Raw genomic sequence first — 23,962 nt, forward strand, 5'->3', positions numbered from 1 at the left:
AAAATATCGACCTCTTCGCTAATCGCAAAGCCCGATTAGTTGATCGAATTAGTCAAGTATACCAAACTTTAATAAAGCTTGCTGGCCGGCCCCTTCAGCAACTGCATGGGCTGGAACAGCTTGTGCATATCCTTATTACTAATAAAGCTAATGTTATAAGGGTGTTCCGCCTTGATTTGCGGGAAATCTTTCATCACTGGCAACTTGCTCAGCAGTTCAGCGATTTTTCCCCACAGAACCATGGTTGGCACCACGGCGGCTTGCGCGGCCAGGCCGGCCATCACCGTTTCGAAGAACGGCAGCCACGCCTTGGCGTCTTTGGCCGGGGCAACGTGGCTGCGGAACACCAGGGAAGCGTTCAGCAGCAGGAAGCCCTGCTCGGTGAGCTTGTGCTGCATGTCGGCCAGGGTCAGGATGTGGCTGCCGGCGCCGCTACGGGCCTGGGCGGAGACCGCCGCCATGGCCTCGCCGGCGGTGTTCTCCAGCTGGAGCTGGCCATCGGCCACCAGCAGCATCTTCATGAAGTTGCGCAGCGAGGTGGCCTTGTTGACCGGCTTGGACAAGCCGCCGCCCACCTCGTCCGACCACAGGCTGCCGACCGCCCCATCCATAAAGCAGACGCCGGTTGCGCTTTCTGCTCGCGGATATGGTCCCTCCCCCACTAGTACATACTTCACCTTATTGAGCGGCAGTGCGAACGCGGCAAACAGGCGCTGTTCGGTGGGCAGGTATTGGTCCTGGGCCAGTTGCGGCAGGTAGTCCGGCGTGGCCGCCATCATGGCTTCCAATCCCTTCAGCAACAGCGGGCGCCAGGAAACATCGGCGCGCTCGAGCGCCTCCAGAATGGTGGTCGGGATGGTCATTGAAGAAAAAGCTTTCGGGGAAAGGTAAGATTGTAACTTATGGGGAAAGATTTGAAACGCTGGATCGCTGCCGCCGCGATTGCGGCCACTGCCATCGCGGCCGGCGCGCAGAAGCTGACGCTGGACGAGGCGTTGGACGCGCCGGCGCGCGCCCATGTGGTCAACGAGTATGCGCGGCGTCTGACCGAGCTGCATGTGGACCCGGTGCGCGCCAAGGCGGCCGCCGACGATATCCGCCAGCGCCTGGCGCGCGGCGAGTACGACCAGCAAACGACGGCGCGCGCGCTGGCCGCGCGTGTGACGCGCGACGTGGCCGCCATCGCGCCCGACCGCCATACCTATCTGGAATACGTGCCCTACGATCTGGCCGACGACCGTCAACGCCCGCAGCCGCCGGTGCAATCAGCCGACAACTTCGGCCTGCGCAAGTTTGAAACGCTGGGCGAGAACATCGGTTATTTGCAGATCAGCCGCCTGGGGCCGCTGGACCGCGCCGCCGTGGAGGCGGCCGGCCGCTTCATGTCGCAAGCCGGCGATTGCGCGGCCCTGATTATCGACCTGCGCGACGCCAACGGCGACGGCCAGGCCATGGCCGCCCTGCTTTCCAGCTATCTGCTGGAAGACAAGCGCAGCTACTTTTTCAAGGACAAGCAAATCCATCTGCACGACCAGCTCGACCGCGAAGGCCGTGTGGTGGCGGAGTACTGGACCAGCGCCGATGTGGCCGGCAAGCGTTTCGGCGGCAAGAAGCCGCTGTATCTGCTGGTGAACGACCGCACTGGCGGCGCGGCCGAGGCGTTCGCCTACGATTTGCAGCAATATGTGAAGCGCGCGGTGGTGGTGGGTTCGCCAACGGCGGGCGATGCGCGCGTGGGCGCAAAGCAGCGCGTGTCGCGTCAGTTGCAGACCTCGGTGGCGATCTCGCGCGCCAGCAATGTGGTGACCCGCGCCAACTGGGAAGGCACTGGCGTGCGGCCTGATCAGATGGTGGTCCCGGATCAAGCGCTGGACCGCGCACTGGCGCTGGCCCAGGCCGCCCTCAGGCGTTAGCACGTCATTCCGGCGCAGGCCGGAATCCATGGAATATGTGGGCCGTGTTAGTGCATGCCTTCTATGGATTCCGGCCTTCGCCGGAATGACGGCACTACTCGGTGTCTGGCTGCCGCGAAGGGTGCGCCTGCTGGAAGGCCGGCAGTTCGGCGCAGGCCGCGTGAATCCGCATCACCGTCGGATACGGCGTCGTGTCGACGTTGAAGCGCTGGGCGTTGAACACCTGCGGCACCAGACAGCAATCGGCCAGCGTCGGCGTATCGCCATGGCAATAACGGCCGGTGCGCGGATCGTTGGCCAGCAACGATTCCAGCGTGGCCAGGCCGCTGCGCAGCCAGTGCTGTTGCCAGCCCAGCTTCACCTCTTCCGTCACGCCAACCTGCCCGGTCAGGTACTTCAACACGCGCAGATTGCCAATCGGATGCGAGTCCGCCGCGATGCTCAGCGCCAAGGCGCGCACGCGAGCGCGGCTGACGGCGTCTGGCGGCAGCAGCGGCGTCTGCGGATGCGTCTCCTCCAGATATTCAATGATGGCCAGCGACTGGCCCAGCACATCACCATCCACTTCCAGCGCCGGCACCAGCATGGAAGGATTGACGGCGCGGTAGGCGTCGCCCAGCTGCTCACCGCCGTTGCGCAGCAGGTGCACCGGCACGGCGTCGTAGGCGATGCCCTTGAGGTTGAGCGCGATGCGCACGCGATAGGCGGCGGAACTGCGGAAATAGGTATAGAGCTTCATCAACGGCGCTCCTTGTAGTGCGCGACGACCTGGTCGATGGCGCCGAAGATGCTGTTGCCGTGCTTGTCGTTCATCTCGATGCGCACGCTGTCGCCAAACTTGAGGAAAGATGTCTGCGGCTTGCCGGTCTCGATGGTTTCGTACATGCGCACCTCGGCCAGGCAGCAATAGCCCACGCCGCCGTTGGCGATGCTCGATCCGTGCAGGCCGCCCTGCTTGTTCGATACGGTGCCGGAACCGATGATGGTGCCCGCGCCCAGTTCGCGCGTGCTGGCCGCGTGCGCCACCAGTTGGGCGAAGCTGAAGGTCATGTCTTCGCCCGCGTTCGGCTTGCCGAATGGCTGCTTGTTCAGCTCCACCAGCAGCGGCAGGTGCAGCTTGCTGTCGGCCCAGTCCGCGCCCAGCTCATCGGGCGTGACCGCCACCGGCGAAAACGCGCTGGCCGGCTTGGACTGGAAGAAGCCGAAGCCTTTGGCCAGTTCGTTGGGAATCAGGTTGCGCAGCGAGACGTCGTTGACCAGCATGACCAGGCGGATGGCCTTGGCGGCGTCCTGCGGCGTGGCGCCCATCGGCACATCACCAGTGATGACGGCCACTTCGGCTTCCAGGTCGATGCCCCAGTCTTCGCTCAGCGCGTAGATCGGGTCGCGCGGGCCGACGAAGCTGTCCGAGCCGCCCTGGTACATCAGCGGATCCGTGTAGAACGAGGCCGGCACCTCGGCGTTGCGCGCCTTGCGCACCAGTTCGACGTGGTTGATGTAGGCCGAACCATCCGCCCACTGATAGGCGCGCGGCAGCGGCGAGTGGCAGTATTGCTGGTCGAACGGCTTGGCGTCGACCGCGTCGCCGCTGTTCACCGCGGCGTAGACATCCTCCAGTCGCGGCGCGACCAGTTCCCAGTTGTCCAGCGCATGCTGCAGGGTGGCTGAGATTTTCGGTACGTGCTGGTAGTGCTTGAGGTCGCGGCTGACGACAACCAGGCGGCCGTCGCGGCTACCGTCTTTAAGGGTGGCAAGCTTCATCGTGTCTCCAATTCAATCCCGGCATTAGATGACAGTTTCAGATATCATACAAATCGTATTTTTCACTGCATTTATCAGAATTCCTCATGAATCCCAGCTTGCGGCAAATGCGCGCCCTGGTGGCGCTGGCCAAGACCGGCAGCTTCACGCTGGCCGCCGACCACCTGAACGTGACGCAATCGGCGTTGAGCGGCCAGATCAAGGAACTGGAGCAGATGCTGGGCGTGCGCGTGGTCGAGCGTACCACGCGCAAGACCCAGCTTTCCGAACTGGGACGCGAACTGTATCCATTGTTCGACAAGATGCTGCAGGACCTCGACCGTGCCATGGCCGACATCGCCAGCCGCAAGGCGCTCAAGCAGGGCTCGGTGCGGGTGGCCGCGCCGCAAATGCTCTCTTGCACCCTGCTGCCGGAAGCGATCGCCGCCTACCGCGCGCGCCATCCGGAGGTGCAGATAAGGCTGACCGACTGCCCGGTGGAACAGGTATCGGCGCGCGTGTTCAGCGGCGAGGCCGACTTCGGCATCGGCCCGGAGCGCGACGCCACCGCCGAGATCGAAGCCCAGCCGCTGTTCGAGATGGCGTTCGTGGTGGTCTACCCGCGAGGACACGCGCTGGAACAGCGCAAGCGCGTCACCTGGAGCGACGTCAACCGCTACCCCTTCATCTCGCTGCAGGGGCAGTTCACCGAGCGCCTGCTGCGCGACGTGCACGTATCCTTCCGCGAACTATCGCTCAGCCCGCATAACGAAGTCACCTTCATGACCACCGCGCTGGCCATGGTGCACGCCGGCCAGGGCGTCACCGTCTGCCTGCCGTACGCCGAGAAAATGGTGCAGCTGTACGGCCTGAAAATGCGCCCGCTGGCGGCGCCGGCCCTGACGCGCCGCTTCTTCATTTACACCCGCGGCGTGCGCGCCCTGTCGCCGGCGGCCGAGAGTTTTGTTGCTTTTATGCACGAGTTTATCGCCGCCCACGAATGGAATTTGCCGGCCGCCTGAGAGGCAAAATCATCAACAGCCTTACAATTTATTTCAAATTAGAAAAATTTATTGCCACAAATCTATTGTGGAAGCGGTTTCGTATTGTGTATCCTTTATTGATGAATATTTTGCACATCGATTCCTGCGCCCTGGGCGACCATTCGACTTCGCGCCAGATGACGTCCGCCGCCACGGCGGCGCTGACGGCGGCCCATGAACAGGCGACCGTCCTCTACCGCGATCTGGCGGCCTCGCCCCTGTCCCACGCCAGCGGCCCTTTGCTGCAAGTCATCAGCCAGCGCTGGGACGCCGATATTCCCATGAACGCCGAACTGCGCGCCGAAGCCCTGCAAAGCGTCTCGCTGCTGCAGGAATTCGACGAGGCCGACGTGGTGGTGCTGGGCGCGCCCATGCACAACTTCTCCGTGCCGTCGACGCTCAAGGCGTGGATGGACCGGCTGCTGGAATTGCGCGCCGCCACCGCCATCGCCCTCGGCCCGCGCCGTAACGATGTGCACGTGGTGCTGGTCACCGCCGGCTGCGGCATGCTGGGCCTGGAACCGGCGGAGGAGTTGATGCACCATCACGAAAGCCAGCTCAGGGCCGCGTTCCGCCACCTGGGCATCCAGCACCTCGACATGGTGCGTCAACTGGCGGATCTGCAACAAGTGCTGGAGTTCAAGCGCGCCGCCTGATGATAGCGCTATCGCTGTTTTATAATGCAGCATCATGACTGCGAACACCATCGCCATCAATCAACTGATGGACAAGTTTGACGGCCACCACAGCGTTTGGCTGTTCGGCTACGGCTCCTTGATCTACAAGGCGGACTTCCCCTACCTGCGGCGCCGCCCGGCCAGCATCAACGGCTGGACGCGGCGTTTCTGGCAAGGTTCGCACGACCATCGCGGCACGCCGGAAGCGCCGGGCCGCGTGGTCACGCTCATCGAAGAGGCCGGCGCGGTCTGCCACGGCATGGCCTACCTGATCACGCCGGAAGTCTTCGCCCACCTCGACCATCGCGAAAAGAACGGCTACCTGCGGCTGGCCATTCCCATCGCGTTTGAGGACGGCGAGCAGGCCGAGGGCGTGGTCTACATCGCCACGCCCGACAACACCGCCTTCCTCGGCGCCGCCTCCGAGCAGGAGATCGCCGCCCACATCGCCCGTTCATCCGGGCCGAGCGGGCCGAACAGCGACTACCTCAACCACCTGGCCACGGCCCTGCGCGAGCTGGGCCGGCACGACCAGCATGTGTTCGACATCGAGCGTCACCTCGCGGCGCTAAAATAAATCCATCTGTCCCGCCTCGGCCGCCGCCTGGGCGCGCGCGCCCAGGGGCGGCACCACCAGCGGGCGGGTGAACTGCGACGCATCCATGCCAAGGAAGCGGCTGCCATGTCCCGTCAGGCCCAGCCGCTCGCTGGCGATCTTCACGCGCTGGCGTATCAGCTCCGCCCACACGCCCTCGCCCTTCATGCGCGTGTCGAAATTGCTGACGTAGTCCTTGCCGCCGCGCATTTCGCGCACGCGGTTCATCACCCGCTGCGCCCGCTCGGGGAAATGGGCCTGCAGCCACTCCTTGAACAGCGGCGCCACTTCCCACGGCAGGCGCAGCACGGTGTAGTGCGCGCTCACCGCGCCGGCTTCCTTGACCGCCTCCAGTATCCGTTCGATATCCGGCTCGGTGATGAAGGGAATGATGGGCGCGATGCTGACCGCCACCGGGATGCCGGCATCGGTCAGCGTGCGGATGGTGCGCAGGCGGCGCGCCGGGGCCGCCGCGCGCGGCTCCAGCGTGCGCGCGATGGCCGGGTCGAGCGTGGTCAGCGTGATGGCCACGCCGGCTTGCCGCTTGGCCGCCATCGGCGCCAGCAGGTCGATATCGCGCTCGATCAGCGAGGACTTGGTGATCAACCCCACCGGGTGCTGGCATTCGTGCAGCACCTCCAGCACGCGGCGGGTCAGCTTGAGCTGGCGCTCGCAGGGCTGGTAGGCGTCCGTGTTCACGCCCAGCGCGATCGATTCCGGCTCGTACCCCGGCTTGGCCAGTTCCTTGCGCAGCATTTCCGGCGCGTTGACCTTGGCGAAAATCTTGCTCTCGAATTCCATGCCCGGCGACAGCCCCAGATAGCTGTGCGTAGGCCGCGCAAAACAATAAATGCAACCGTGCTCGCAGCCGCGATAAGGATTCAGCGATACACTGAAGGGGATATCCGGCGAGGCATTGCGGCTGAGGATGGAGCGGCAAATTTCTTCCGTGACCTGTGTTTTCCATGGTTTGGCCTCCTCTTCTTCCCGCTCCCAGCCGTCGTCGTAGGCTTCGCGGGTGTTCAGTTCGTAACGGCCCTGCATGTTCGACACCGCGCCGCGCCCTTTTTGTGCCTTGAGCGAAGGTGGCGGCAGCATTACCTGCTCTTGATTGTTTTCATCATGGGACATGACGGGATCCAAATACTGTATATACATACAGTATTCTAGGCGCTCCAAACCGCCATATCAAGAGAAATATCAAGTATCATGCCGGGCTTCGCCGCAACGCGCGCCCGGCGCAGCGTTCGGCAACCTTACACAGTGAGTAAATACATGACCAATTCGAGCCAACCTTTGCCGTCTTTCTTCAGCCGGATTTCGATCGCGATCGGTGCTTTCTTCCGCGCCCTGTCCGACGCCGACTACGCGGCCCGCCTGACCCGCATCGACGACGCGCCGCAACCGGCCGCCGCGCCGGTCGCGCCCGCCCCGGCGCCAGCACCCGCACCGGCGCCGGTGACCTTGCGCGTCGCCACCCCGGACGCCGCCCTGCAACTGCTGTCCCTGTTCCAGCGCGAAGCGCGCCTGATCGACTTCACCCAGGAAAACCTGTCCGCCTATTCCGACGCCGACATCGGCGCCGCCGCGCGCGTGGTGCACGAAGGCTGCGCCAAGGTGCTGAAGGAACACTTCACCATCCAGCCCGTGCGCGGCGAGGCCGAAGGCAGCCGCATCGAGCTGCCGGAAGGCTTTGACGCCGCCGCCGTGCGCCTGACCGGCAACGTGGTCGGCAAGGCGCCATTCAAGGGCACGCTGAGCCATCGCGGCTGGCGTTCGGCCGAGGTGCGCCTGCCGAAACTGGCGGAAGCGCACGACGCCTCCATCCTCGCGCCGGCGGAGGTGGAACTGTGAGCGATCCTCGTTACGCCATCGGCATCGACCTTGGCACCACGCACAGCGCGCTGTCGTATGTGAACCTGCAAACCAGCGACGGCGAGAAAACCCAGCACGGCGTGCTGGCCATTCCGCAGCTGACCGCGCCGGGCACGGTGGAAGAACTGCCGCTGCTGCCATCCTTCCTCTACCTGCCGCACGCCGACGAACTGGCGCCCGGCGAGAACAACCTGCCGTGGCAGCAAAGCGCGCAAGAACTGGCAGGCGTGGCCGGCGAGATGGCGCGCAGCCGTGGCGCCACCACGCCGATCCGCCTGGTGTCCAGCGCCAAGAGCTGGTTGAGCCATCCGGGCGTGGATCGCCGTTCCGCGCTGCTGCCGAGCGACGCGCCGGAAGAAGTGTCGCGCGTGTCGCCGCTGGAAGCCTCCACCCGCTACCTGACCCACCTGCGCAAGGCGTGGGAGCAGGCGCACCCTGACGCGCCGTTCGGCGAACAGGCGGTGACGGTGACGATCCCCGCCTCCTTCGATCCGGGCGCGCGCGAACTGACCGCCGACGCGGCACGCGCCGCCGGCTACACCAACCTCACGCTGTTGGAGGAACCGCAGGCGGCTTTGTACAGCTGGATCCAGGGCAGCGAAGGCCGTTGGCGCAAGGAGGTCAAGCCGGGCGACATCATCCTGGTGGTGGACGTGGGCGGCGGCACCAGCGACTTCTCGCTGATCGCCGTGCTGGAACGCGACGGCGTGCTGGAACCGCATCGCATCGCGGTGGGCGATCACATTCTGCTCGGCGGCGACAATATGGACCTGGCGCTGGCGCATCTGGTGGCGCGCAAGCTGGCCGCCAACGGCACGCAGCTGGACGCGTGGCAGATGCGCGCGCTGACCTACGGCTGCCGCACCGCCAAGGAAAAGCTGCTGGCCGATGCCACCGTGGCCACCTGGCCTATCGTGGTGCCAAGCCGTGGCTCGAAGCTGATCGGTGGTTCGATCCGCACGGAGCTCACGCGCGATGAGGTGTCGACCTTTATTCTCGACGGCTTCTTCCCGCAAGTGGAAGCATCGGCGCGTCCGGCCGTGCGCACGCGCGCCGGCCTGACGCAGCTTGGCCTGCCGTACGCGCAGGACGCCGGCATCACGCGCCATCTGGCCGCGTTCCTGGCGCGCCAACTGGGCGCGACGGCGGAACTGGAAGGCTACGCCGGCAAGCAAGGCGCCGAGGCGACTTTCCTCCATCCGACGGCGGTGCTGTTCAACGGCGGCGTGTTCAAGTCGGACCTGCTGGCACAGCGCATCATGGGCACCCTCAACGATTGGCTATACCTGGAAGGCGCGGAACCTGCGCGTATGCTGGGCGGCGCCGATCTGGATCTGGCGGTGGCGCGCGGCGCGGCGTACTACAGCTACGTGCGTCGCGGCAGCGGCGTGCGCATTCGCGGCGGCACGGCGCGTTCGTACTACGTGGCGATCGAGTCGGCCATGCCGGCGATTCCCGGCATGGAACCGCCAATTCAAGCGCTGTGCGTGGCGCCGTTCGGCATGGAGGAAGGCAGCGAGATCGAGCTACCGAATCAGGAGTTCGGCCTGGTGGTGGGCGAGCCAGTGCAGTTCCGCTTCTTCGGTTCGTCGGTGCGCCGCCAGGATCAGATTGGCGACCTGCTGGACTTCTGGGGTCCGGATGAGCTGATCGAGATGAACGAGATTCAGGCCACCCTGTCGCCGGAAGGCCGTCAGGCGGGCGACGTGGTGCAGGTGCGCCTGCACGCGATGGCGACCGAATCCGGAACGCTGGAACTGGCCGCCGTGGCCAACGACGGCCGGCGCTGGAAGGTGGAGTTTGACGTTCGTTCCGCCGCCTGAGCATGAGCAAGTACGTCGTCAGCATCGATCTGGGCACCACCAACACGGTGATGGCCTATGCGGAAGCCGGCGGCGCCGAGATCCGCTTGTTCGATATCGACCAGCTGACGGCGCCCGGCGAGATAGGTGCGGCGGCGTTGTTGCCGTCCTTGCGCTATCACCCGGCCGACGGCGAGCTGGCGGATGGAGAGCTGCAGCTGCCATGGCCGTCCGACGAGCCGGCGGTGATTGGCCGCCTCGCGCGCAAGCTCGGGGCCCAGGTGCCGGGACGTTTGGTGGCCAGTGCGAAGAGCTGGCTCTCGCATCCGCAGGTGGACCGCATGGCGCCGATCCTGCCGTGGGGTGCGGAAGCCGATGTGGCCAAGGTGTCGCCGGTGGCGGCCAGCGCTTCATATCTGGCGCATTTGCGCCATGCGTGGAATGCGCGCTTCGCCGCGCATCCACTGGAAAAGCAGCAGGTTGTATTAACCATTCCCGCATCGTTTGACGAAGGCGCGCGTGTACTAACCCTGGAAGCGGCGCGCATGGCCGGCTTGCCGTCCTTGCGGTTACTAGAAGAGCCGCAGGCGGCGTTTTATGACTGGCTATACCGCCAGCGCGATGCCCTGAGCGAGCAATTGGCGGACACGCGCCTGGTGCTGGTGTGCGACGTCGGCGGCGGCACCACGGACTTCAGCCTGATGAAAGTCGATGCCGACGCGGCGGGTCAGCCAGCCATCAGCCGCATCGGCGTGGGCAACCACCTGATCCTCGGCGGCGACAACATGGACCTCGCCCTCGCCCACCTGGTCGAAGCGCGCATGGCCGCGACGGCTGGAGCGGCGCGTGAGCGCTTGTCGGCGGCGCGGCTATCGCAGCTGGCGGAGCGCTGCCGGGCGGCGAAGGAATTGCTGCTGGCGGCGGACGCGCCGGAACGCACCACGGTCACGCTGCTGGGTTCCGGTTCGAAACTGATCGGTGGCTCGCGCTCCGCCGATCTGACCCGCGATGAAGTCGCCACCCTCGTTATCGACGGCTTCTTCCCGCTCAACGAAGCGCAGGAGCCGGCCAGGCGCGCACGCGGCGCCATCGTCGAATTCAGCCTGCCCTACGCCAGCGACGCGGCCATCACGCGCCACCTTGCGGACTTCCTGCGCCAGCATGCCGCCGCCGCGCGCGAAGCCCTTGGCCTGCCCGCCGACAGCACCGCCATCCCGATCCCGGACACGCTGCTGCTGAACGGCGGCGTATTCCGCGCCGACGCCCTCGCGCGCCGTCTCGAGGCCGCACTGGCCGGATGGCACCAGCAACCGCTGCGCGTGCTGCACAACGACAATCCCGACGTCGCCGTCGCGCGCGGCGGCGTGGCCTACGCGCTGGGCCAGTCCGGCCGCGCGCCCGTCATCGGCGGAGGTTCAGCGCGCAGCTACTTCCTGCTGCTGGACGACACCGGGCCAGCCGACAAGCCACGCCGCGCCGTCTGCATCCTGCCGCGCGGCGCCGCCGAAAACCGCGAACAACTGCTGGCCGACCGCACCTTCGCCCTGCGCCTAGGCAGGCCGGTGCGCTTCCACCTGGCGTCGTCCACCGCGGACGCACCGCAGGCCGGCGACCTGGTCGAGCTGCGGCCCGACGAATACATCCAACTGCCGCCCATCGCCACCGTCCTGCGCGACAGCGGCGCCGCCGACGCGCGCAGGGAAATCCCGGTCCAACTGGCCGCCATGCTGAGTGAAGTCGGCACACTGGAAGTCCACTGCGTCGCCAAAGAGGACAAGCAACGCTGGCTGCTCGAGTTCCAGCTGCGCGGCGACACCACGCCCGAAGCCGAGGCCCCCGACGAGGCGCCCATGCCCGCCGGCCTGGCCGCCGCCCTTGAGAAAATCGACCGCATCTTCGGCAGCCGCGCGCAGCAGGTCGACGTCAAGGAAGTGAAGCAGCTGCGCGCCCAACTTGAACACCTGCTGGGCAGCCGCGAAAGCTGGGCCACGCCGGTGCTGCGCCGCCTGTTCGACGCGCTGATGGAGCGCGCCAAAGGCCGCCGCCGCTCGTCCGAGCACGAGCGCGCATGGCTCAACCTGAGCGGCTACTGCCTGCGCCCCGGCTTCGGCCACACACTGGACGAATGGCGCATCGAGCGGCTATGGGCCCTGTTTGAAAGCGGCGTACAAAACCACAAGGACAGCCAGGTCTGCGCCGAATGGTGGACGCTGTGGCGCCGCGTTTCCGGCGGCTTGAGCGTGGAGGCGCAACTGCGCGTGCTGGACGATTTCGCCTTCAACGTGCAAGCCGATGCCACTGAACGCGGCCGCCGCCCCGTCACGCTGGTCAACGGCAGCGAGGAAGACATGCTGCGCCTCGGCGCCTCGCTGGAGCGCATCCCCGGCAACTACAAGGCGGAAATCGGCGCATGGATGCTGGACCAGCTGCACAAGGCCACCAAGGCCGCAAGCAAAGCCGCCGCCGACAAGACCCGCACCGGCGCGGCCAACCTGGCCAAGGCCGAAGCCACGCAGGGCCGCTTCCTATGGGGCCTGAGCCGCGTTGGCGCACGCCAGCCTTTCCACGGCAGCGCGCATGACGTGGTGGACACCGTCACCGTCGAACAATGGCTGGACGCGGTGCTTGCGCTGGACTGGAAAAAAGTGGAGCCGGCAGGCTTCGCCGCCGCCCACCTCGCCCGCATGACCGGCGACCGCTCGCGCGACATCAACGACACCCTGCGCGCCGAAGTGCTGCGCAGGTTGAACGCGATCGGCTCCCCCGTCAACTGGAGCGCCATGGTGCGCGAGGTGGTGCAGCTCGATCAGGCCGACGAAAAACGCATGCTGGGCGATGCCCTGCCGCCGGGCCTCAAACTGATCGCTTGACGTAACTGGCCTGCTGCGCGACAAAACCGTCAAAGGCGTCGATCAGCGGATTGTATTTGTTTATATCGTTTTCCAGCTGCGCCAGCGCGTACACCGTGGCCTCCAGCGTGGATAGCTGATCCGGCAGGTGCGCCTTGCGGATCAGGTAGTGCGACGGCGGCGTATCGCGCAGCGGCAGGCGTGGCAAGGTTTGCAGCAACGGATTCAGATACAGCATCTTGCGGCTTTTGCGCCATGTCCCATCCAGCACCACCAACCGCAGCGGCTCATTCAGCCACGCCGCATCGAACGGCTCGGACTTCCGCTCCGTGTCCGGGTACAGCAGCACATTGCGGCGCTCCGGCGAGAGCAGCGACTGCAGGTGCCGCGGCTCAAAAGCCTCGCCCACCTCCAGCCGGCTGTTGGACAAACTCAAATGGAGCAGCCGCGCGCTGCCCTTGGCGTTGCTGACTTCCATCGGATGCTGAAGGATCAGGACTTCAACCTGATTAGGCAGCGCGGTCACCCAGCGGCATATGCAGGTCTGCTGCGGACGAAGACACGCGGCGCACAATGTGCGCCGCGCGGAGTGAGGGGCGGTATTCATAGACCGCCATTGTACTTAGAACTCTTCCCAGTCGCCCGATTCGTTGGCGGTGGCGACCGCCTTGCGCGGCGCGGCCGCCGCCGCCGGCTTGGGCGCGGCCACCGCCACCACCGCGGCGCGACGCGGCAACGGCTTGGCGCGCGCCGGCGCGGACACACGCGGCAACGCCGGCGTCGAATAAGAAGGATCCAGCTTGAACACGCTGACCACATCCGCCAGCTTGGCCGACTGCTCCTGCATCGACTCCGCCGCAGCCGCCGCCTGTTCGACCAGCGCCGCATTCTGCTGCGTCACCTGATCCATTTGCGTGATGGCGTCGTTGACCTGCGCGATGCCGATGCTTTGCTCTTCGCTGGCATTGCTAATCTGCGTCATGATCTGCGTCACGCGGCTGATGCTCTGGACGATTTCCTCCATCGTATGGCCGGCCTTGTCCACCAGCTCGGTGCCCAGCCGCACCTTCTGCACCGAGTCGTCGATCAAGCCCTTGATATCCTTGGCGGCGGCGGCGGAACGCTGCGCCAGCACCCGCACTTCCGACGCCACCACGGCGAAGCCGCGTCCCTGTTCGCCCGCGCGCGCCGCTTCGACCGCCGCGTTCAAAGCCAGGATATTGGTCTGGAAAGCGATGCCGTCGATGACCGAAATGATGTCCACGATCTTGCGCGAGGAATCGTTGATCGAGCCCATGGTGTTGACCACCTCGCCCACCACCGAACCGCCACGGCTGGCGATCTCCGACGCGCTGATGGCCAGCTCATTGGCCTGCCGCGCATTCTCGGCGTTGAAGCGCACGGTGGACGTCAACTGCTCCATCGACGACGCGGTTTCCTCCAGCGAGCTGGCTTGCTCCTCGGTGCGCGAGGACAGGTCCTGATTGCCGGCGGCGATCTCGGTCGACGCCGTCGCCATCAGATCGGTGCCGGTGCGCACCTGGCCGACGATGTTCACCAGATTGGTGTTCATGGTCTTCAACGCGCTCATCAACTGGCCGGTTTCGTCGTTGCTGTTGACCTGGATATCGCTGGTCAGATCGCCCGAGGATACCGTCTCCGCCACCTTCACCGCCTCGTTGATCGGGCGCGTGATGGTGTGCGTGATCCACCACGCGGCCACCACGCCCAGCACGATCGCGGCCAGGCCGAGCATGATCAGCAGCGTGCGGCCGCTCTTGTACTGTTGCTGGATCTCGGCCGCGGTTTCGTCCAGCGAGGCAGCCTGCTTGTCGGAGAAAGCCTTGAGCGCGGCCAGGTAGCGGATGCGGCTCTGGGTCATGTCGCCTTCATAGATTTTGGTGGCGGCGTCCATGTCGCCCGCGTTCTTGGCCGCGAAGACGGCTTTGCGGAAATCGGTGTAGGCCTTGCGCGTCTCCAGCACCTGCTTGAACGCCGGCTTGAGATCGTCGTCATCGATGTTGGCGCCGATCTGATCCTGGATCTGGGTGGCGCGGCCCGACGATTCGGCCATCAGGGCCTCCAGCTTCTTCTGGTCGGCCGGATCGCGCACCATGAAAGCGCCGGTGGTGCGCGCGGCGTTGACCTCGATGATCTTGCCCCACTCCGCGATCAGCCGTTCATCGCGGATTTTCACGTTGATCATCTCGTCGGTCATGGCGCTGGCGCCGCTCAAACGCAGTATGCCGATGGTGGTCATCGCAACCAGCAGTAACAAAATAAGCGAGAAACCGAAGCCGAGGCGGGTACCGATCTTGAGATTGTTCATAGCGACTCCCTAGCTAAAAGTCTGGATTGTCCAGTTCATGCTAGCACTATTTGTCCACAATCTATAGCTTCAAAAGAAACTATTTGCGCTGCGGCGCAGCATTCATTCCAATGCGGAAGGCGTCCCCAGCAGCTCCTCGACGCCGGCGATGGCGGCGGGATCCTTGAGCACCGCGCGCAACCAGACATGCAGCGGCATCTCGCCCCAGCTGGCCGCACGCTCGGCCAGATAAGCGACCGGGCTGTGCGGCTCGGTGCGGCGGAAGAACTCCGCTATCAAACGCAGTTGGCGCAAGGCTTCCGCGCGATCCTGCAAGGCCGCGCCGGGGATCGTGGCAACGCTACCAAGAGTGGCTTCGGCGCCATCGGCGAGCGTGACAAAATGGCTATGCGGCGCGAGATTGCGGATCACCGCTTGCAGCGCATCCTTGGCCAGCGTGAAACCGGGACCGTCCGCGCCCAGTTGCGTATCTACCACGCGCTCCAATTGAATCAGCGCGGAAAGGCAAAATTCGGCGTCGGCCAGCGCAGGCGCGGCGCATTCCAGCACCAGCGCCGGCGTGCGGGTGAGCAGCCAAAACAGGTTGCCGATGCGCTGATCGTAGTCGCCGTCATCGACCAAGGGATACAAATCGGTCCAGTATTGTTCGCACAAGCCGGCCAGCAGCGCGTAGCCCTCACCCAGCCCGCGCAGGCCGCGCGTTTTGGCCTCGGCTTCGGCCAGCCAGGCGGCCAGCCGCAAGTCCTTGCTGCGCGTGGCGATCAGTTGCGCGCAGCGGCTGGCGACGAACGGCCAGTCGGCTTCCTTCAATGCGGCGGCCCATTCGCCCTGGTCCAGCGTGGGGTCGTCGTGCTGGCGCGCCTGGGCCACTTCGTCCACCTCACGACTGAAGGACAAATCCTCACCGCCGCGCCGCTCGGCGCTCACCGGTTGCAGCAGTTGTTCGATGCTGAGCATGACGCGCTCCTATTTGATGATGTATTTGAATTGGCCTTTGCCGCTGGCGCTCACCTTGATGCGGCTGATGGCCTGCTCCTGCGCCATCTTCTCCAGCACGGCCTGCGCGATCTCCGGCAGCAGCGAGCCATTCAGGATATGGTCGACATTGCGCGCGCCGGAGTCGACTTCGGTGCAGCGGGCCAGCACGGCATCCACCAGCGACGGCTCCCAGCTGAAGTCCGCGTGATGGTGCCGCTGGATGCGCTGGGCGATGCGCGCCAGCTTCAGCGCGATGATCTGCGCGAGCACCTGGTCCGGTATCGGGTAGTACGGCGTCACTTTCACGCGGCCGAGGAAGGCCGGCTTGAAGTGCTTGACCAATTGTGGCCGCAGCAGTTCTTCCAGCTCCGCCGGCGACGGTGGCTGCTCCTTGTTCAGGCAAGCCTGCATGATGGTGGCCGAGCCGGCGTTGGAGGTGGCGATGATGATGGTGTTGCGGAAGTCGATCTCCCGGCCTTCGGCGTCGTCCAACACGCCCTTGTCGAACACCTGGAAAAACAATTCGACCACGTCCGGATGCGCCTTCTCGATTTCGTCCAGCAGCACCACGCTGTAGGGATTGCGGCGCACGGCCTCGGTGAGCACGCCGCCCTGTCCATAGCCGACGTAGCCCGGCGGCGAGCCTTTCAAGCCGGAGACGCTATGCGCTTCCTGGTACTCGCTCATGTTGATGGTGATGAGTTTGCGTTCGCCGCCATACAGCAGATCGGCCAGCGCCAGCGCGGTTTCGGTCTTGCCGACGCCGGACGGACCAACGAACAGGAACACCCCTTTCGGCTTGTTCGGGTCGTCGAGGTTGGCGCGCGCGGTGCGCACGCGCTGCGCCACGGCCGCAATCGCATGCGGCTGGCCGAGGATGCGTGCCTGCAGCGCATCCTGCAGCGACAGCACGGTGCGGATCTCGTCCTTCACCATTTTCCCGAGCGGGATGCCGGTCCAACCGGAGACGATGGCCGCCACCGTGGCGCCATCCACCTCCAGCGGCACCATCGGCGTTTCGCCTTGCAGCGCGGTCAACTCCTCCTTGAGCGCGCGCACCTCGCCCTCGCCGCCGGTGCGCTGGCGCACGATAGCGGCCACGATGGCTTGTTCGCGCTGCCAGCGCTCGGCGTGCTGCGCATGTTCCTCCATGAAGGCCAGGTGCGCGGCCTGCAACTGCTGCAGGCGCTGATGCTGCGCTGTGTTGCCATCCTCGCGCCGCAGCGCGGTGATCTCGGCCGAGATACGTTCCATCTGCCTGGCCGTATCCTCAAGCAGGGCCGGCGTGCCGCTTTGCGCCAGCGCCACGCGCGCGCAGGCGGTATCAAGCACGCTGACCGCCTTGTCCGGCAGCTGACGGCCGCTGATGTAACGGTGCGACAGGCGTACCGCCTCGGTCACCGCTTCATCGCGGATACGCACACCGAAGTGGTTTTCCATCAGTGGCGCCATAGCGCGCAGCATGGCGCTGGCGATGTCCTCTGAGGGTTCCTCCACCTTGACCACCTGGAAGCGCCGCGCCAGCGCCGCGTCCTTCTCGAAGTATTTCTTATATTCGCTCCACGTTGTGGCGGCAATGGTGCGCAACTCCCCGCGCGCCAGCGCCGGCTTGAGCAGGTTGGCGGCATCGTTCTGGCCCGCCGTGCCACCGGCGCCGATCATGGTGTGCGCCTCGTCGATGAACAGGATGATGGCGCGAGGGCTTTGCCGGACTTCGTCGATGACGTTTTTCAGGCGGTTTTCAAACTCGCCCTTGACGCTGGCGCCGGCCTGTAGCAGGCCCATGTCCAGCGTGTGGATCTCCACCTCCATCAACGCGGACGGCACATCGCCGGCGGCCACGCGCAGCGCCAACCCTTCCACCACGGCGGTCTTGCCGACGCCGGCCTCGCCGGTCAGGATGGGATTGTTCTGCCGGCGGCGCAGCAGGACGTCCACGACTTGCCGGATTTCGGCCTCGCGGCCGATCACGGGATCGAGCTTGCCCTCGCGCGCAAGCCGCGTCAGGCTGGTGGTGTACTGGTCCAGCGCCGGCGTGCGCGCGCCGGCGGCAAGCGGTGCGGCGGCGGTCGCGGGGGCTGCGGCCGTCTCTTCCTGCGAGCCATGCGTGTATTTCTCCAGTTGGTGTTTGACTTCGTCGATGGGAATCCTGGCGAACTGCTGGGATGCGCGCAGCGCCAGTTGTTCCAGTTCCGGCTCGGTGAGCAGTGCCACCAGCAGATGCGCGCTGCGGATCTGGTCCGGCGGCGTGGCCAGCGAGGCGATCAGCCAGGCATGCTCCAGCAGCAGCGGCAGATAGCGCGAGAACACCGGCGTGCGCGTGCTGCCGCTTTTGAACTGGCTGACTTCCTGATGCAGGTCCGCTTCCAGCGCCTCCAGATTCACACCGGCCTGGCGGGCGATCAGCACTAGGTCGCAGCGCTCCTGTTCCAGCAAGGCCAGGAGCAGATGTTCAATGTCGACCTCATAGTGCCCCAGCGCCACGCAAATGCTGGCGGCGCGGGTGGCGGCTTGACGCGTGGTGTCATTCAGCTTGCCGATCAGGGATTTCAGGTTCATTTGCGGCCTCCGCGTGCGCTGCGATTGATCGAGTATTGCAGCGATGACGGTTGCAGCACCGCGTCAAAGCTGACGGCTTCCGTGTAAGGCAATCCGGCCAGCGTGCCGTAGATGGCGAAGCGCACGCGGTTGATGGCGCCGGGTTCGTGTTCAAGGACGGCCTGCACGTTGCGCAGGCGCGGCTCGTGCCGCTCGATGGCGGTCTTCAGCGCGGCGCAGACACGGGCACAGTCTTCGCCGCTGCTCAGGCACATGCCGGCGAAGTCCAGCAGTCCGTAGTTGGCGATGGAACGCGCGCATTCGGGATAGGCGCGCATCATCTCCTCCGGCAGCGCACAGCGGGTGTTCAGCAGATCTTCCAGATCGCGCGCCACGCTGTCCTTGAGCTGCTCCAGCGAGGTGCGCGGCGCGGCCGCACCGAGCAGACGGTCCAGCAGGCCGGGAGTAAAGCCGTTCATGCCGTGCTTTCGAAAAAGAGCCAGGCCGTGCAGGCCTGGCTAAAGCGCGCCGCGACGATTCGCCACGAAGACCGCCGCCGGCGCGGGGGATTGATTACACGATGCGGTTGCTGGCCAGGTCCCAGCCGCCGGAGGTGTTGCCGCCGGCGCCGCCGCTGATTTTCTGCTGCGTGTACTTCCATTTGATCTTGGAGAACTTGAAGGCCACGTCCTCGCTCAGGATGTCGCCCTCCTCCACCGCCGGCGAGACGGCGCCGATCAGCACATTCTCGATTTCGATTTCGTAGTACTTCACACGCTCGCCCTGGGCGTCCGCGCGCATGAATTCGAACTTGGCCTTGGGGATGGTGCGTCCGGCCGAGCAGGTTTGCAGCAGGATCGGCGACGACAGGTCCCAGGGCAGCTCGTACAAGGCGCGCGCGCCGGACACGATGCCCAGCTTGGATCCCCTGATGGTCTCTATCGCCTTGAGCATGCTGTCGCGGATGGCCTTGACCTCGGCGGCGGACGGATCGGCGGCGGCCTGGCCAATGGCCTCGCCCAGCCGTTCCGACTCGCGCCGCGCGCGCCAGCGGCGCCACCACCACACCGCGCCGGCCAGCGCCAGCATCGCGGCGGTCGCGGCCAGCGCCCAGATCAGCGCCAGCTCCAGCACTTGCGCGCCAAGATAAAATAACGCCGCCATCGCCATCAAGCCGATGATGGTGAGGTGGCGGCTGTCAGTCAGGAAGCTCCAGATTCTGCGCATCATAAATCGTGTCCGGCAAAGACGGCGACGCCCAGGCGGCAGGCGGACCGATCAATGTTGCCACCAACAAAGCCGGGATTTCTTGCGCAAAAACAATCCCGCTTATTTCTTCACCGTGCCCGGCACACGCAGCTCGGTGTGGCCGAAATCCATCATGGTCCAGCTGCCGCCCCAGGTGAGGCCGGCAGCTTGGGCGGCGGCGCCATAGAACTGGTAGCCGCGCATGGCCCAGGGATCTTTCTCTGAAATCACCAGCTTGCCGTCGCGCAGAAACGCGCAGTCGGCAGCCAGGCCGAACTGGTGATAGCTCTGGAACGCGCGCGCGTTGGTGACGCCAGGGCCGGCGGCGGCCAGCGCATTCTGCCGCTCCGGGCTGCGATAGCCTTCCAGAATCGCCATGTCGTAGCCGTGGCGCTCCTTCATGATCTTGAACACCAGCAGCAGCCGCTGCGCAAAAGCCGGATCCAGCAGCTGCCAGTTGCGGTTGGCGCCATCCAGCATGGGCCGCACCAGTGCGACCTCGGCCGTGGTGAACGCCAGCGGCGGCAGCGGCGCCGGCGCGCTGAGCTGCTCGCCTTGCAGCAAGCCGGCGATCTGCTCGTTGATGGCCTGGGTATTGCTGTCGAAGCCGGACAACATGCCGCGGCCGCTGAGCATCAGCGCCAGCAGCGGCGGCACGGATACCAGCACCAGGGCCGCCAGCAATAACGGATAGCGCCGCCTCAGGAACCGCAGCGAGCCGCCGGCCTCGCGTCCCAGACCGCCCGCCTGCCGCAGGCCATCATGCAAGCCGCCGCGCAAGCGTTGCGCGATGCGACGGCCGGCCGCGCCGAGCGACCGCAGCACCACGTCGCGACTGGCGGGAAACAGCAACAACCAGGCGCTAAAACACGTCACCACAAAGAACAACAGCATGGAAAACAGAAACATGGTGCGCTCCATCAAAACGGGCCTGCGCCACAGACCGGACACTGCATCGTAGGCCGTTCGCAGCGCTGCGATGCCGGCCAGATCAAACGCACGGGAGATATTGTGGAAAAGGCGAAACCAGATCTGATGAGCGGTTCCTGCACGCACCGGCCGGCGGACAGCAAGCGCATCCTGGCGCAGCTGGAACATGGCGCACGGCCGGCGGGTCCGGCGCGCACGGCCGGCTGGACCATCGACGGCTGGACCATCGGTCTGTTTGCGCTGTTGCTGTTGATGTGCTGCGTGGCGTGGATGATGCACGATAAAACCATCACGCCGAAAAGCTACCGGCACGACTACGGCGGCGCGGCCCGGCGGATGGCGCCAGCCGCCCAGGAACACCTGCCGCAGGCCGCACAGGCTGCGACCATCATCAATATCGAATCGCCGCCGATGGCGCCCGCCGCCGACGTGGCGCCGGCGGGGGGCACGGTGGACGTGGCAGGCGCCACAGGGTCCGCAGGTCCCGCTGTGGCTGCGATGGCCGCCCCGGCGTCCGGCCACGTCGCGTCTCTTCCGCCGGCACGGGCGCTCGCGCGCACCGGCGCCCCGCAACAGAAGCCGCTGGCACCGGCGGCCCGCGCGGCAGCCGCCGCCAGCCCGGCCGCGCACGCCGGCGATACCGACGTCGCCCTGCTGACAGCGCTGGTGGCGCACGCCGGCACGCCGTCCGCCGTCATGCCGGAACGCCCGCGCGACATCGTCGAACGTCAGGATGGCGACAGCACCGCGCAGCTGCTGGCGCGCTGCAAGCAGCTCGGCCTGATCGAAGGCATGCTATGCCGCTCGCGCATCTGCTCCGGCCGCTGGGAGAACGACGCCGCCTGCCGCGCGCCCGCGCATTAATTGCTGGACGGTCAGCCCTCCGCAGGAATTTTCAACCCTTTCGCCACGGCGGGCCGCGCGAGGAAAGCGTTCAGCACGCGCTGCACGTTACCGAACTTGTGGAACTCGACCAACTCGCCGGCGCCATAATAATTCACCAGGTTGCGCACCCACGGGAAGATGGCGATGTCGGCGATGGTGTAGTCATCGCCCATGATCCACTGGCGGCCCTCCAGACGCTGCTCCAGCACGCCCAGCAGGCGCCTGGACTCGTTGATGTAGCGGTCGCGCGGGCGCTTGTCCTCGTACTCCCTGCCGGCGAACTTGTGGAAGAAGCCGACCTGGCCAAACATCGGGCCGATGCCGCCCATCTGGAACATCAGCCACTGGATGGTCTCGTAGCGACCGGCGGCGTCTTTCGGCAGCAGCTGGCCGCTCTTGTCGGCGATGTACAGCAGGATGGCGCCGGACTCGAACAGCGGCAGCGGCTTGCCATCCGGGCCGTTGGGGTCGATGATGGCTGGAATCTTGTTATTCGGATTCAGCGACAGGAACTCCGGCGACATCTGGTCATGATGGTCGAAGCTGACCAGATGCGGTTCGTAAGCCAGCCCGGTTTCCTCCAGCGCGATCGACACCTTCACGCCATTCGGCGTCTGCAGCGAGTACAGCTGGATACGCTCAGGATGCCGGGCCGGCCACTTGCCGGTGATAGGGAAAGCAGACAAATTCGACATGGGACACTTTCAAAGAAAATATCCATCGATTATCTACGAACCGCGCGAAACGTGCTGGCAGCCGCCAACCGACGGGAACAAGCGGTTGGTGCGCTGCCGGTATTCCTCGTACTGATTGCCGAAGTGGTCCAGCATCATCTTCTCTTCCAACTCGATGCGCGAGAAGTACAGGATCGAGAAAGCCACCAGGAACGCCGGGCCGACCACAAAGTTAGCCAGCAGCAAGGCTTGGGCCAGCGCGTTGAGGAACACGGCGGTGTACATCGGATGGCGCACCCTGCTGTAGACGCCGCTGGACACCAGCGTATGCGACTCCTTCATTTCCAGCTTGGGCGAGAACAGCCGCCCCAAGTCGTGGTGTGAACGCCAGAAAACATACACACCCACCGCCGCCACCACCACACCGAGCACACCCTGCAACAAGCTTTGCTGGTAATTGGCGAAATCAAACCATGGCGTAACCAGGTACAGCACCGGCATGGTGAGCGAACCGGTGAACACCAGCAACAGATTGAAGCGCTCCCTCGCGCTGTCCCGGGACTCCACCGACTTGGCCTTCTTGTTGCGGAACTCCCATGGCGCGCGGATCAGGAAACAGGCAACGATCATGACGACGAAAAGCCCGTCAAACACTCCCAGTTGGTGCATGGATGTCCCCTCTTAGCGGTGAGTAATTTTGGTTATCAGCATAGCATAAGCACCACGGCCCTCCCCGGTCACTAACCTTTTGGTACGTACTTATCAGGCCGCCCCCTGTCCTTTACACTGCGGACTCATCATTCAACAGGGGGATCTATGAGCAAGACGATTGTGGTCTACCATTCCGGCTACGGCCACACCAAGCGTGTGGCGGAATATGTGAGCGAAGGCGCGGGCGGCGAGTTGCTGGCCATTGACGCGGAAGGCAACCTGCCGGAAGGTGGCTGGGACAAACTGGCTGCGGCAGACGCCATCATCTTCGGCGCGCCGACCTACATGGGCAGCCCGAGCTGGCAGTTCAAGAAATTCGCCGACGCCACCTCCAAGGTCTGGTTCACGCGCGGCTGGCAGGACAAGGTCTTCGGCGGCTTCTCCAACAGCGCCAGCCTCAACGGCGACAAGCAGGTTTCGCTGATCGCGCTGCAAACCCTGGCCTCGCAACACGGCGGCATCTGGGTCAGCCTGGGCATGCCTCCGGCCAACAGCAAGGCCGCGCAACGCACCGACATCAACAACCTCGGCGGCTCGGTCGGCCTGCTGGTGCAATCGCCGTCGGACGCCAGCGTGGACGAGATCCCACAGGGCGACCTCGATACCGCCAAGGCCTACGGCAAGCGCGTCGCGGAAGTGGCCGCGCGCCTGGCCAAGTAATACCCTAGGCGCTTCTTCTGAAGACCAGATCGCCCGGTGCATAGCTGTACAGCGTGCACCGCGGCGGCTCGCTCGGCACATAGCCGCTCCGCAGCAACAAGTTTTGCGAGCGATGATTGGCCGGCACGGTCGTGCCCCAGAACGCCGTCACCGCGTGGCTGCGCGTCAACTCATCGTGCAGCCAGCGCAACCCTGCGGTAGCGTAGCCGCGCCCCCAATGCTGATGGCCGAACAGGAAAGCCACCTCGGCCAATCCATGATGCACGGTCGCCTCAAGCCGCCCCAGCATCATCCCCGCCTCATCGCGGATCAGATAGTTGAGCCAGTATTCATCCGCAACGCCGTGTCCCGGTCCCGCAATCGCGCGCTCCAGCCCGAGCTTGAACTCGTACAGCGACGGCAGCTCGTCCTCGATATGCTGGTAGACGGCGGGATGCAGCAACACCGTAGCCAACTCATCGAGATGGGCAGTCGACAGTTCTTCAATGCGCAAGGGCGGAGACGAAACCGTAGGC

Annotated in this window: 22 protein-coding genes and 1 pseudogene; 9 read left to right on the forward strand and 14 right to left on the reverse strand. The window is 65.2% G+C overall.

From position 1 onward, the window contains the following. Nucleotides 1-68: 68 nt before the first annotated feature. Nucleotides 69-863 carry a uracil-DNA glycosylase gene (locus tag FHW83_RS03015; protein WP_176644844.1) on the reverse strand — a complete coding sequence of 265 codons (795 nt, stop codon included), beginning with the start codon at nucleotides 861-863 and terminating at the stop codon, nucleotides 69-71. A 51-nt stretch (nucleotides 864-914) separates the two neighbouring features. Here FHW83_RS03015 and FHW83_RS03020 point away from each other — a divergent pair, with 51 nt between their 5' ends. After that, nucleotides 915-1,913, forward strand: a complete 999-nt coding sequence (locus FHW83_RS03020; protein WP_176644845.1) for a S41 family peptidase — start codon at nucleotides 915-917, stop codon at nucleotides 1,911-1,913. Between the two features lie 94 nt (nucleotides 1,914-2,007). Here FHW83_RS03020 and maiA read toward each other — a convergent pair whose 3' ends face one another. Next, nucleotides 2,008-2,652, reverse strand: a complete 645-nt coding sequence (maiA, locus tag FHW83_RS03025; protein ID WP_176644846.1) for a maleylacetoacetate isomerase — start codon at nucleotides 2,650-2,652, stop codon at nucleotides 2,008-2,010. Further along, nucleotides 2,652-3,674: a fumarylacetoacetate hydrolase family protein gene (locus FHW83_RS03030; protein WP_176644847.1), complete on the reverse strand. Its 1,023-nt coding sequence runs from the start codon at nucleotides 3,672-3,674 to the stop codon at nucleotides 2,652-2,654. The genes maiA and FHW83_RS03030 overlap by 1 nt, the downstream gene beginning before the upstream one ends. A gap of 86 nt (nucleotides 3,675-3,760) precedes the next feature. Between FHW83_RS03030 and FHW83_RS03035 the strand changes: the two genes are divergently transcribed. The 3 genes from FHW83_RS03035 to FHW83_RS03045 all read left to right on the forward strand — a co-directional run bounded on the left by FHW83_RS03035 (nucleotide 3,761) and on the right by FHW83_RS03045 (nucleotide 5,950). Further along, on the forward strand, nucleotides 3,761-4,675 hold the full coding sequence (locus FHW83_RS03035) for a LysR family transcriptional regulator (protein ID WP_176644848.1): 915 nt from the start codon (nucleotides 3,761-3,763) through the stop codon (nucleotides 4,673-4,675). Between the two features lie 101 nt (nucleotides 4,676-4,776). Then, entirely contained in the window at nucleotides 4,777-5,352 is a 576-nt protein-coding gene (locus FHW83_RS03040; RefSeq protein ID WP_176644849.1) for an NAD(P)H-dependent oxidoreductase, read from the forward strand. A gap of 34 nt (nucleotides 5,353-5,386) precedes the next feature. Beyond that, nucleotides 5,387-5,950 carry a gamma-glutamylcyclotransferase gene (locus FHW83_RS03045; protein WP_176644850.1) on the forward strand — a complete coding sequence of 188 codons (564 nt, stop codon included), beginning with the start codon at nucleotides 5,387-5,389 and terminating at the stop codon, nucleotides 5,948-5,950. Here the strand turns inward: FHW83_RS03045 and FHW83_RS03050 are convergent. Further along, the gene (locus FHW83_RS03050) at nucleotides 5,942-7,066 is read right to left on the reverse strand and encodes a PA0069 family radical SAM protein (protein ID WP_229223993.1); all 1,125 of its coding nucleotides are present in this window, start codon (nucleotides 7,064-7,066) and stop codon (nucleotides 5,942-5,944) included. The genes FHW83_RS03045 and FHW83_RS03050 overlap by 9 nt on opposite strands. Nucleotides 7,067-7,243: 177 nt before the next feature. Between FHW83_RS03050 and FHW83_RS03055 the strand changes: the two genes are divergently transcribed. The 3 genes from FHW83_RS03055 to FHW83_RS03065 are packed head-to-tail and all read left to right on the forward strand — an operon-like array spanning nucleotide 7,244 to nucleotide 12,515. Then, the gene (locus FHW83_RS03055) at nucleotides 7,244-7,822 is read left to right on the forward strand and encodes a DUF2760 domain-containing protein (protein WP_176644852.1); all 579 of its coding nucleotides are present in this window, start codon (nucleotides 7,244-7,246) and stop codon (nucleotides 7,820-7,822) included. Beyond that, nucleotides 7,819-9,666, forward strand: a complete 1,848-nt coding sequence (locus FHW83_RS03060; protein ID WP_176644853.1) for an Hsp70 family protein — start codon at nucleotides 7,819-7,821, stop codon at nucleotides 9,664-9,666. Before FHW83_RS03055 ends, FHW83_RS03060 begins: the two co-directional genes overlap by 4 nt. A 2-nt stretch (nucleotides 9,667-9,668) precedes the next feature. Next, entirely contained in the window at nucleotides 9,669-12,515 is a 2,847-nt protein-coding gene (locus FHW83_RS03065; protein WP_176644854.1) for an Hsp70 family protein, read from the forward strand. Here the strand turns inward: FHW83_RS03065 and FHW83_RS03070 are convergent. The 7 genes and pseudogenes from FHW83_RS03070 to FHW83_RS03100 form a co-directional block, all read right to left on the reverse strand. Next, complete coding sequence (locus FHW83_RS03070) at nucleotides 12,499-13,101, reverse strand: tRNA-uridine aminocarboxypropyltransferase (RefSeq protein WP_176644855.1); 603 nt, start codon at nucleotides 13,099-13,101, stop codon at nucleotides 12,499-12,501. The two genes, FHW83_RS03065 and FHW83_RS03070, sit on opposite strands and share 17 nt — an antisense overlap. Before the next feature lie 15 nt (nucleotides 13,102-13,116). Then, complete coding sequence (locus FHW83_RS03075; RefSeq protein ID WP_176644856.1) at nucleotides 13,117-14,823, reverse strand: methyl-accepting chemotaxis protein; 1,707 nt, start codon at nucleotides 14,821-14,823, stop codon at nucleotides 13,117-13,119. Nucleotides 14,824-14,925: 102 nt separating this feature from the next. Further along, a complete protein-coding gene (gene tssA, locus FHW83_RS03080; protein WP_176644857.1) occupies nucleotides 14,926-15,780 on the reverse strand; it encodes a type VI secretion system protein TssA in 855 nt (284 codons plus the stop codon). Between the two features lie 9 nt (nucleotides 15,781-15,789). Next, nucleotides 15,790-18,360, reverse strand: coding sequence for a type VI secretion system ATPase TssH (gene tssH, locus FHW83_RS03085; RefSeq protein WP_176644858.1), 2,571 nt, complete (start codon nucleotides 18,358-18,360; stop codon nucleotides 15,790-15,792). Continuing rightward, on the reverse strand, nucleotides 18,357-18,818 hold the full coding sequence (gene tssE, locus FHW83_RS03090; protein WP_176644859.1) for a type VI secretion system baseplate subunit TssE: 462 nt from the start codon (nucleotides 18,816-18,818) through the stop codon (nucleotides 18,357-18,359). Before tssE ends, tssH begins: the two co-directional genes overlap by 4 nt. 94 nt (nucleotides 18,819-18,912) lie before the next feature. Further along, nucleotides 18,913-19,212, reverse strand: a pseudogene (locus FHW83_RS30435) (Hcp family type VI secretion system effector); the annotation flags it as partial. Between the two features lie 456 nt (nucleotides 19,213-19,668). Next, complete coding sequence (locus tag FHW83_RS03100) at nucleotides 19,669-20,496, reverse strand: M15 family metallopeptidase (RefSeq protein WP_176644860.1); 828 nt, start codon at nucleotides 20,494-20,496, stop codon at nucleotides 19,669-19,671. Nucleotides 20,497-20,622: 126 nt separating this feature from the next. On the opposite strand from FHW83_RS03100, the gene FHW83_RS03105 reads away from it, so the two are divergent. Then, nucleotides 20,623-21,381, forward strand: a complete 759-nt coding sequence (locus tag FHW83_RS03105; RefSeq protein WP_176644861.1) for a hypothetical protein — start codon at nucleotides 20,623-20,625, stop codon at nucleotides 21,379-21,381. 11 nt (nucleotides 21,382-21,392) lie between these two features. Here FHW83_RS03105 and FHW83_RS03110 read toward each other — a convergent pair whose 3' ends face one another. Together FHW83_RS03110 and FHW83_RS03115 are read right to left on the reverse strand one after the other, a co-directional pair. Next, on the reverse strand, nucleotides 21,393-22,097 hold the full coding sequence (locus FHW83_RS03110) for a glutathione S-transferase N-terminal domain-containing protein (protein WP_176644862.1): 705 nt from the start codon (nucleotides 22,095-22,097) through the stop codon (nucleotides 21,393-21,395). 33 nt (nucleotides 22,098-22,130) lie between these two features. Further along, nucleotides 22,131-22,745: a protein-S-isoprenylcysteine O-methyltransferase gene (locus FHW83_RS03115; RefSeq protein WP_176644863.1), complete on the reverse strand. Its 615-nt coding sequence runs from the start codon at nucleotides 22,743-22,745 to the stop codon at nucleotides 22,131-22,133. Between the two features lie 147 nt (nucleotides 22,746-22,892). On the opposite strand from FHW83_RS03115, the gene FHW83_RS03120 reads away from it, so the two are divergent. Continuing rightward, nucleotides 22,893-23,447: a flavodoxin family protein gene (locus tag FHW83_RS03120; RefSeq protein ID WP_176644864.1), complete on the forward strand. Its 555-nt coding sequence runs from the start codon at nucleotides 22,893-22,895 to the stop codon at nucleotides 23,445-23,447. 4 nt (nucleotides 23,448-23,451) lie between these two features. On the opposite strand, the gene FHW83_RS03125 is transcribed toward FHW83_RS03120, so the two are convergent. Next, the gene (locus FHW83_RS03125) at nucleotides 23,452-23,940 is read right to left on the reverse strand and encodes a GNAT family N-acetyltransferase (protein ID WP_176644865.1); all 489 of its coding nucleotides are present in this window, start codon (nucleotides 23,938-23,940) and stop codon (nucleotides 23,452-23,454) included. Nucleotides 23,941-23,962 lie beyond the last annotated feature (22 nt).

Origin of the sequence: Duganella sp. SG902 (assembly GCF_013376005.1) — a bacterium.
In the GTDB taxonomy this organism is placed as follows: domain Bacteria; phylum Pseudomonadota; class Gammaproteobacteria; order Burkholderiales; family Burkholderiaceae_D; genus Rugamonas.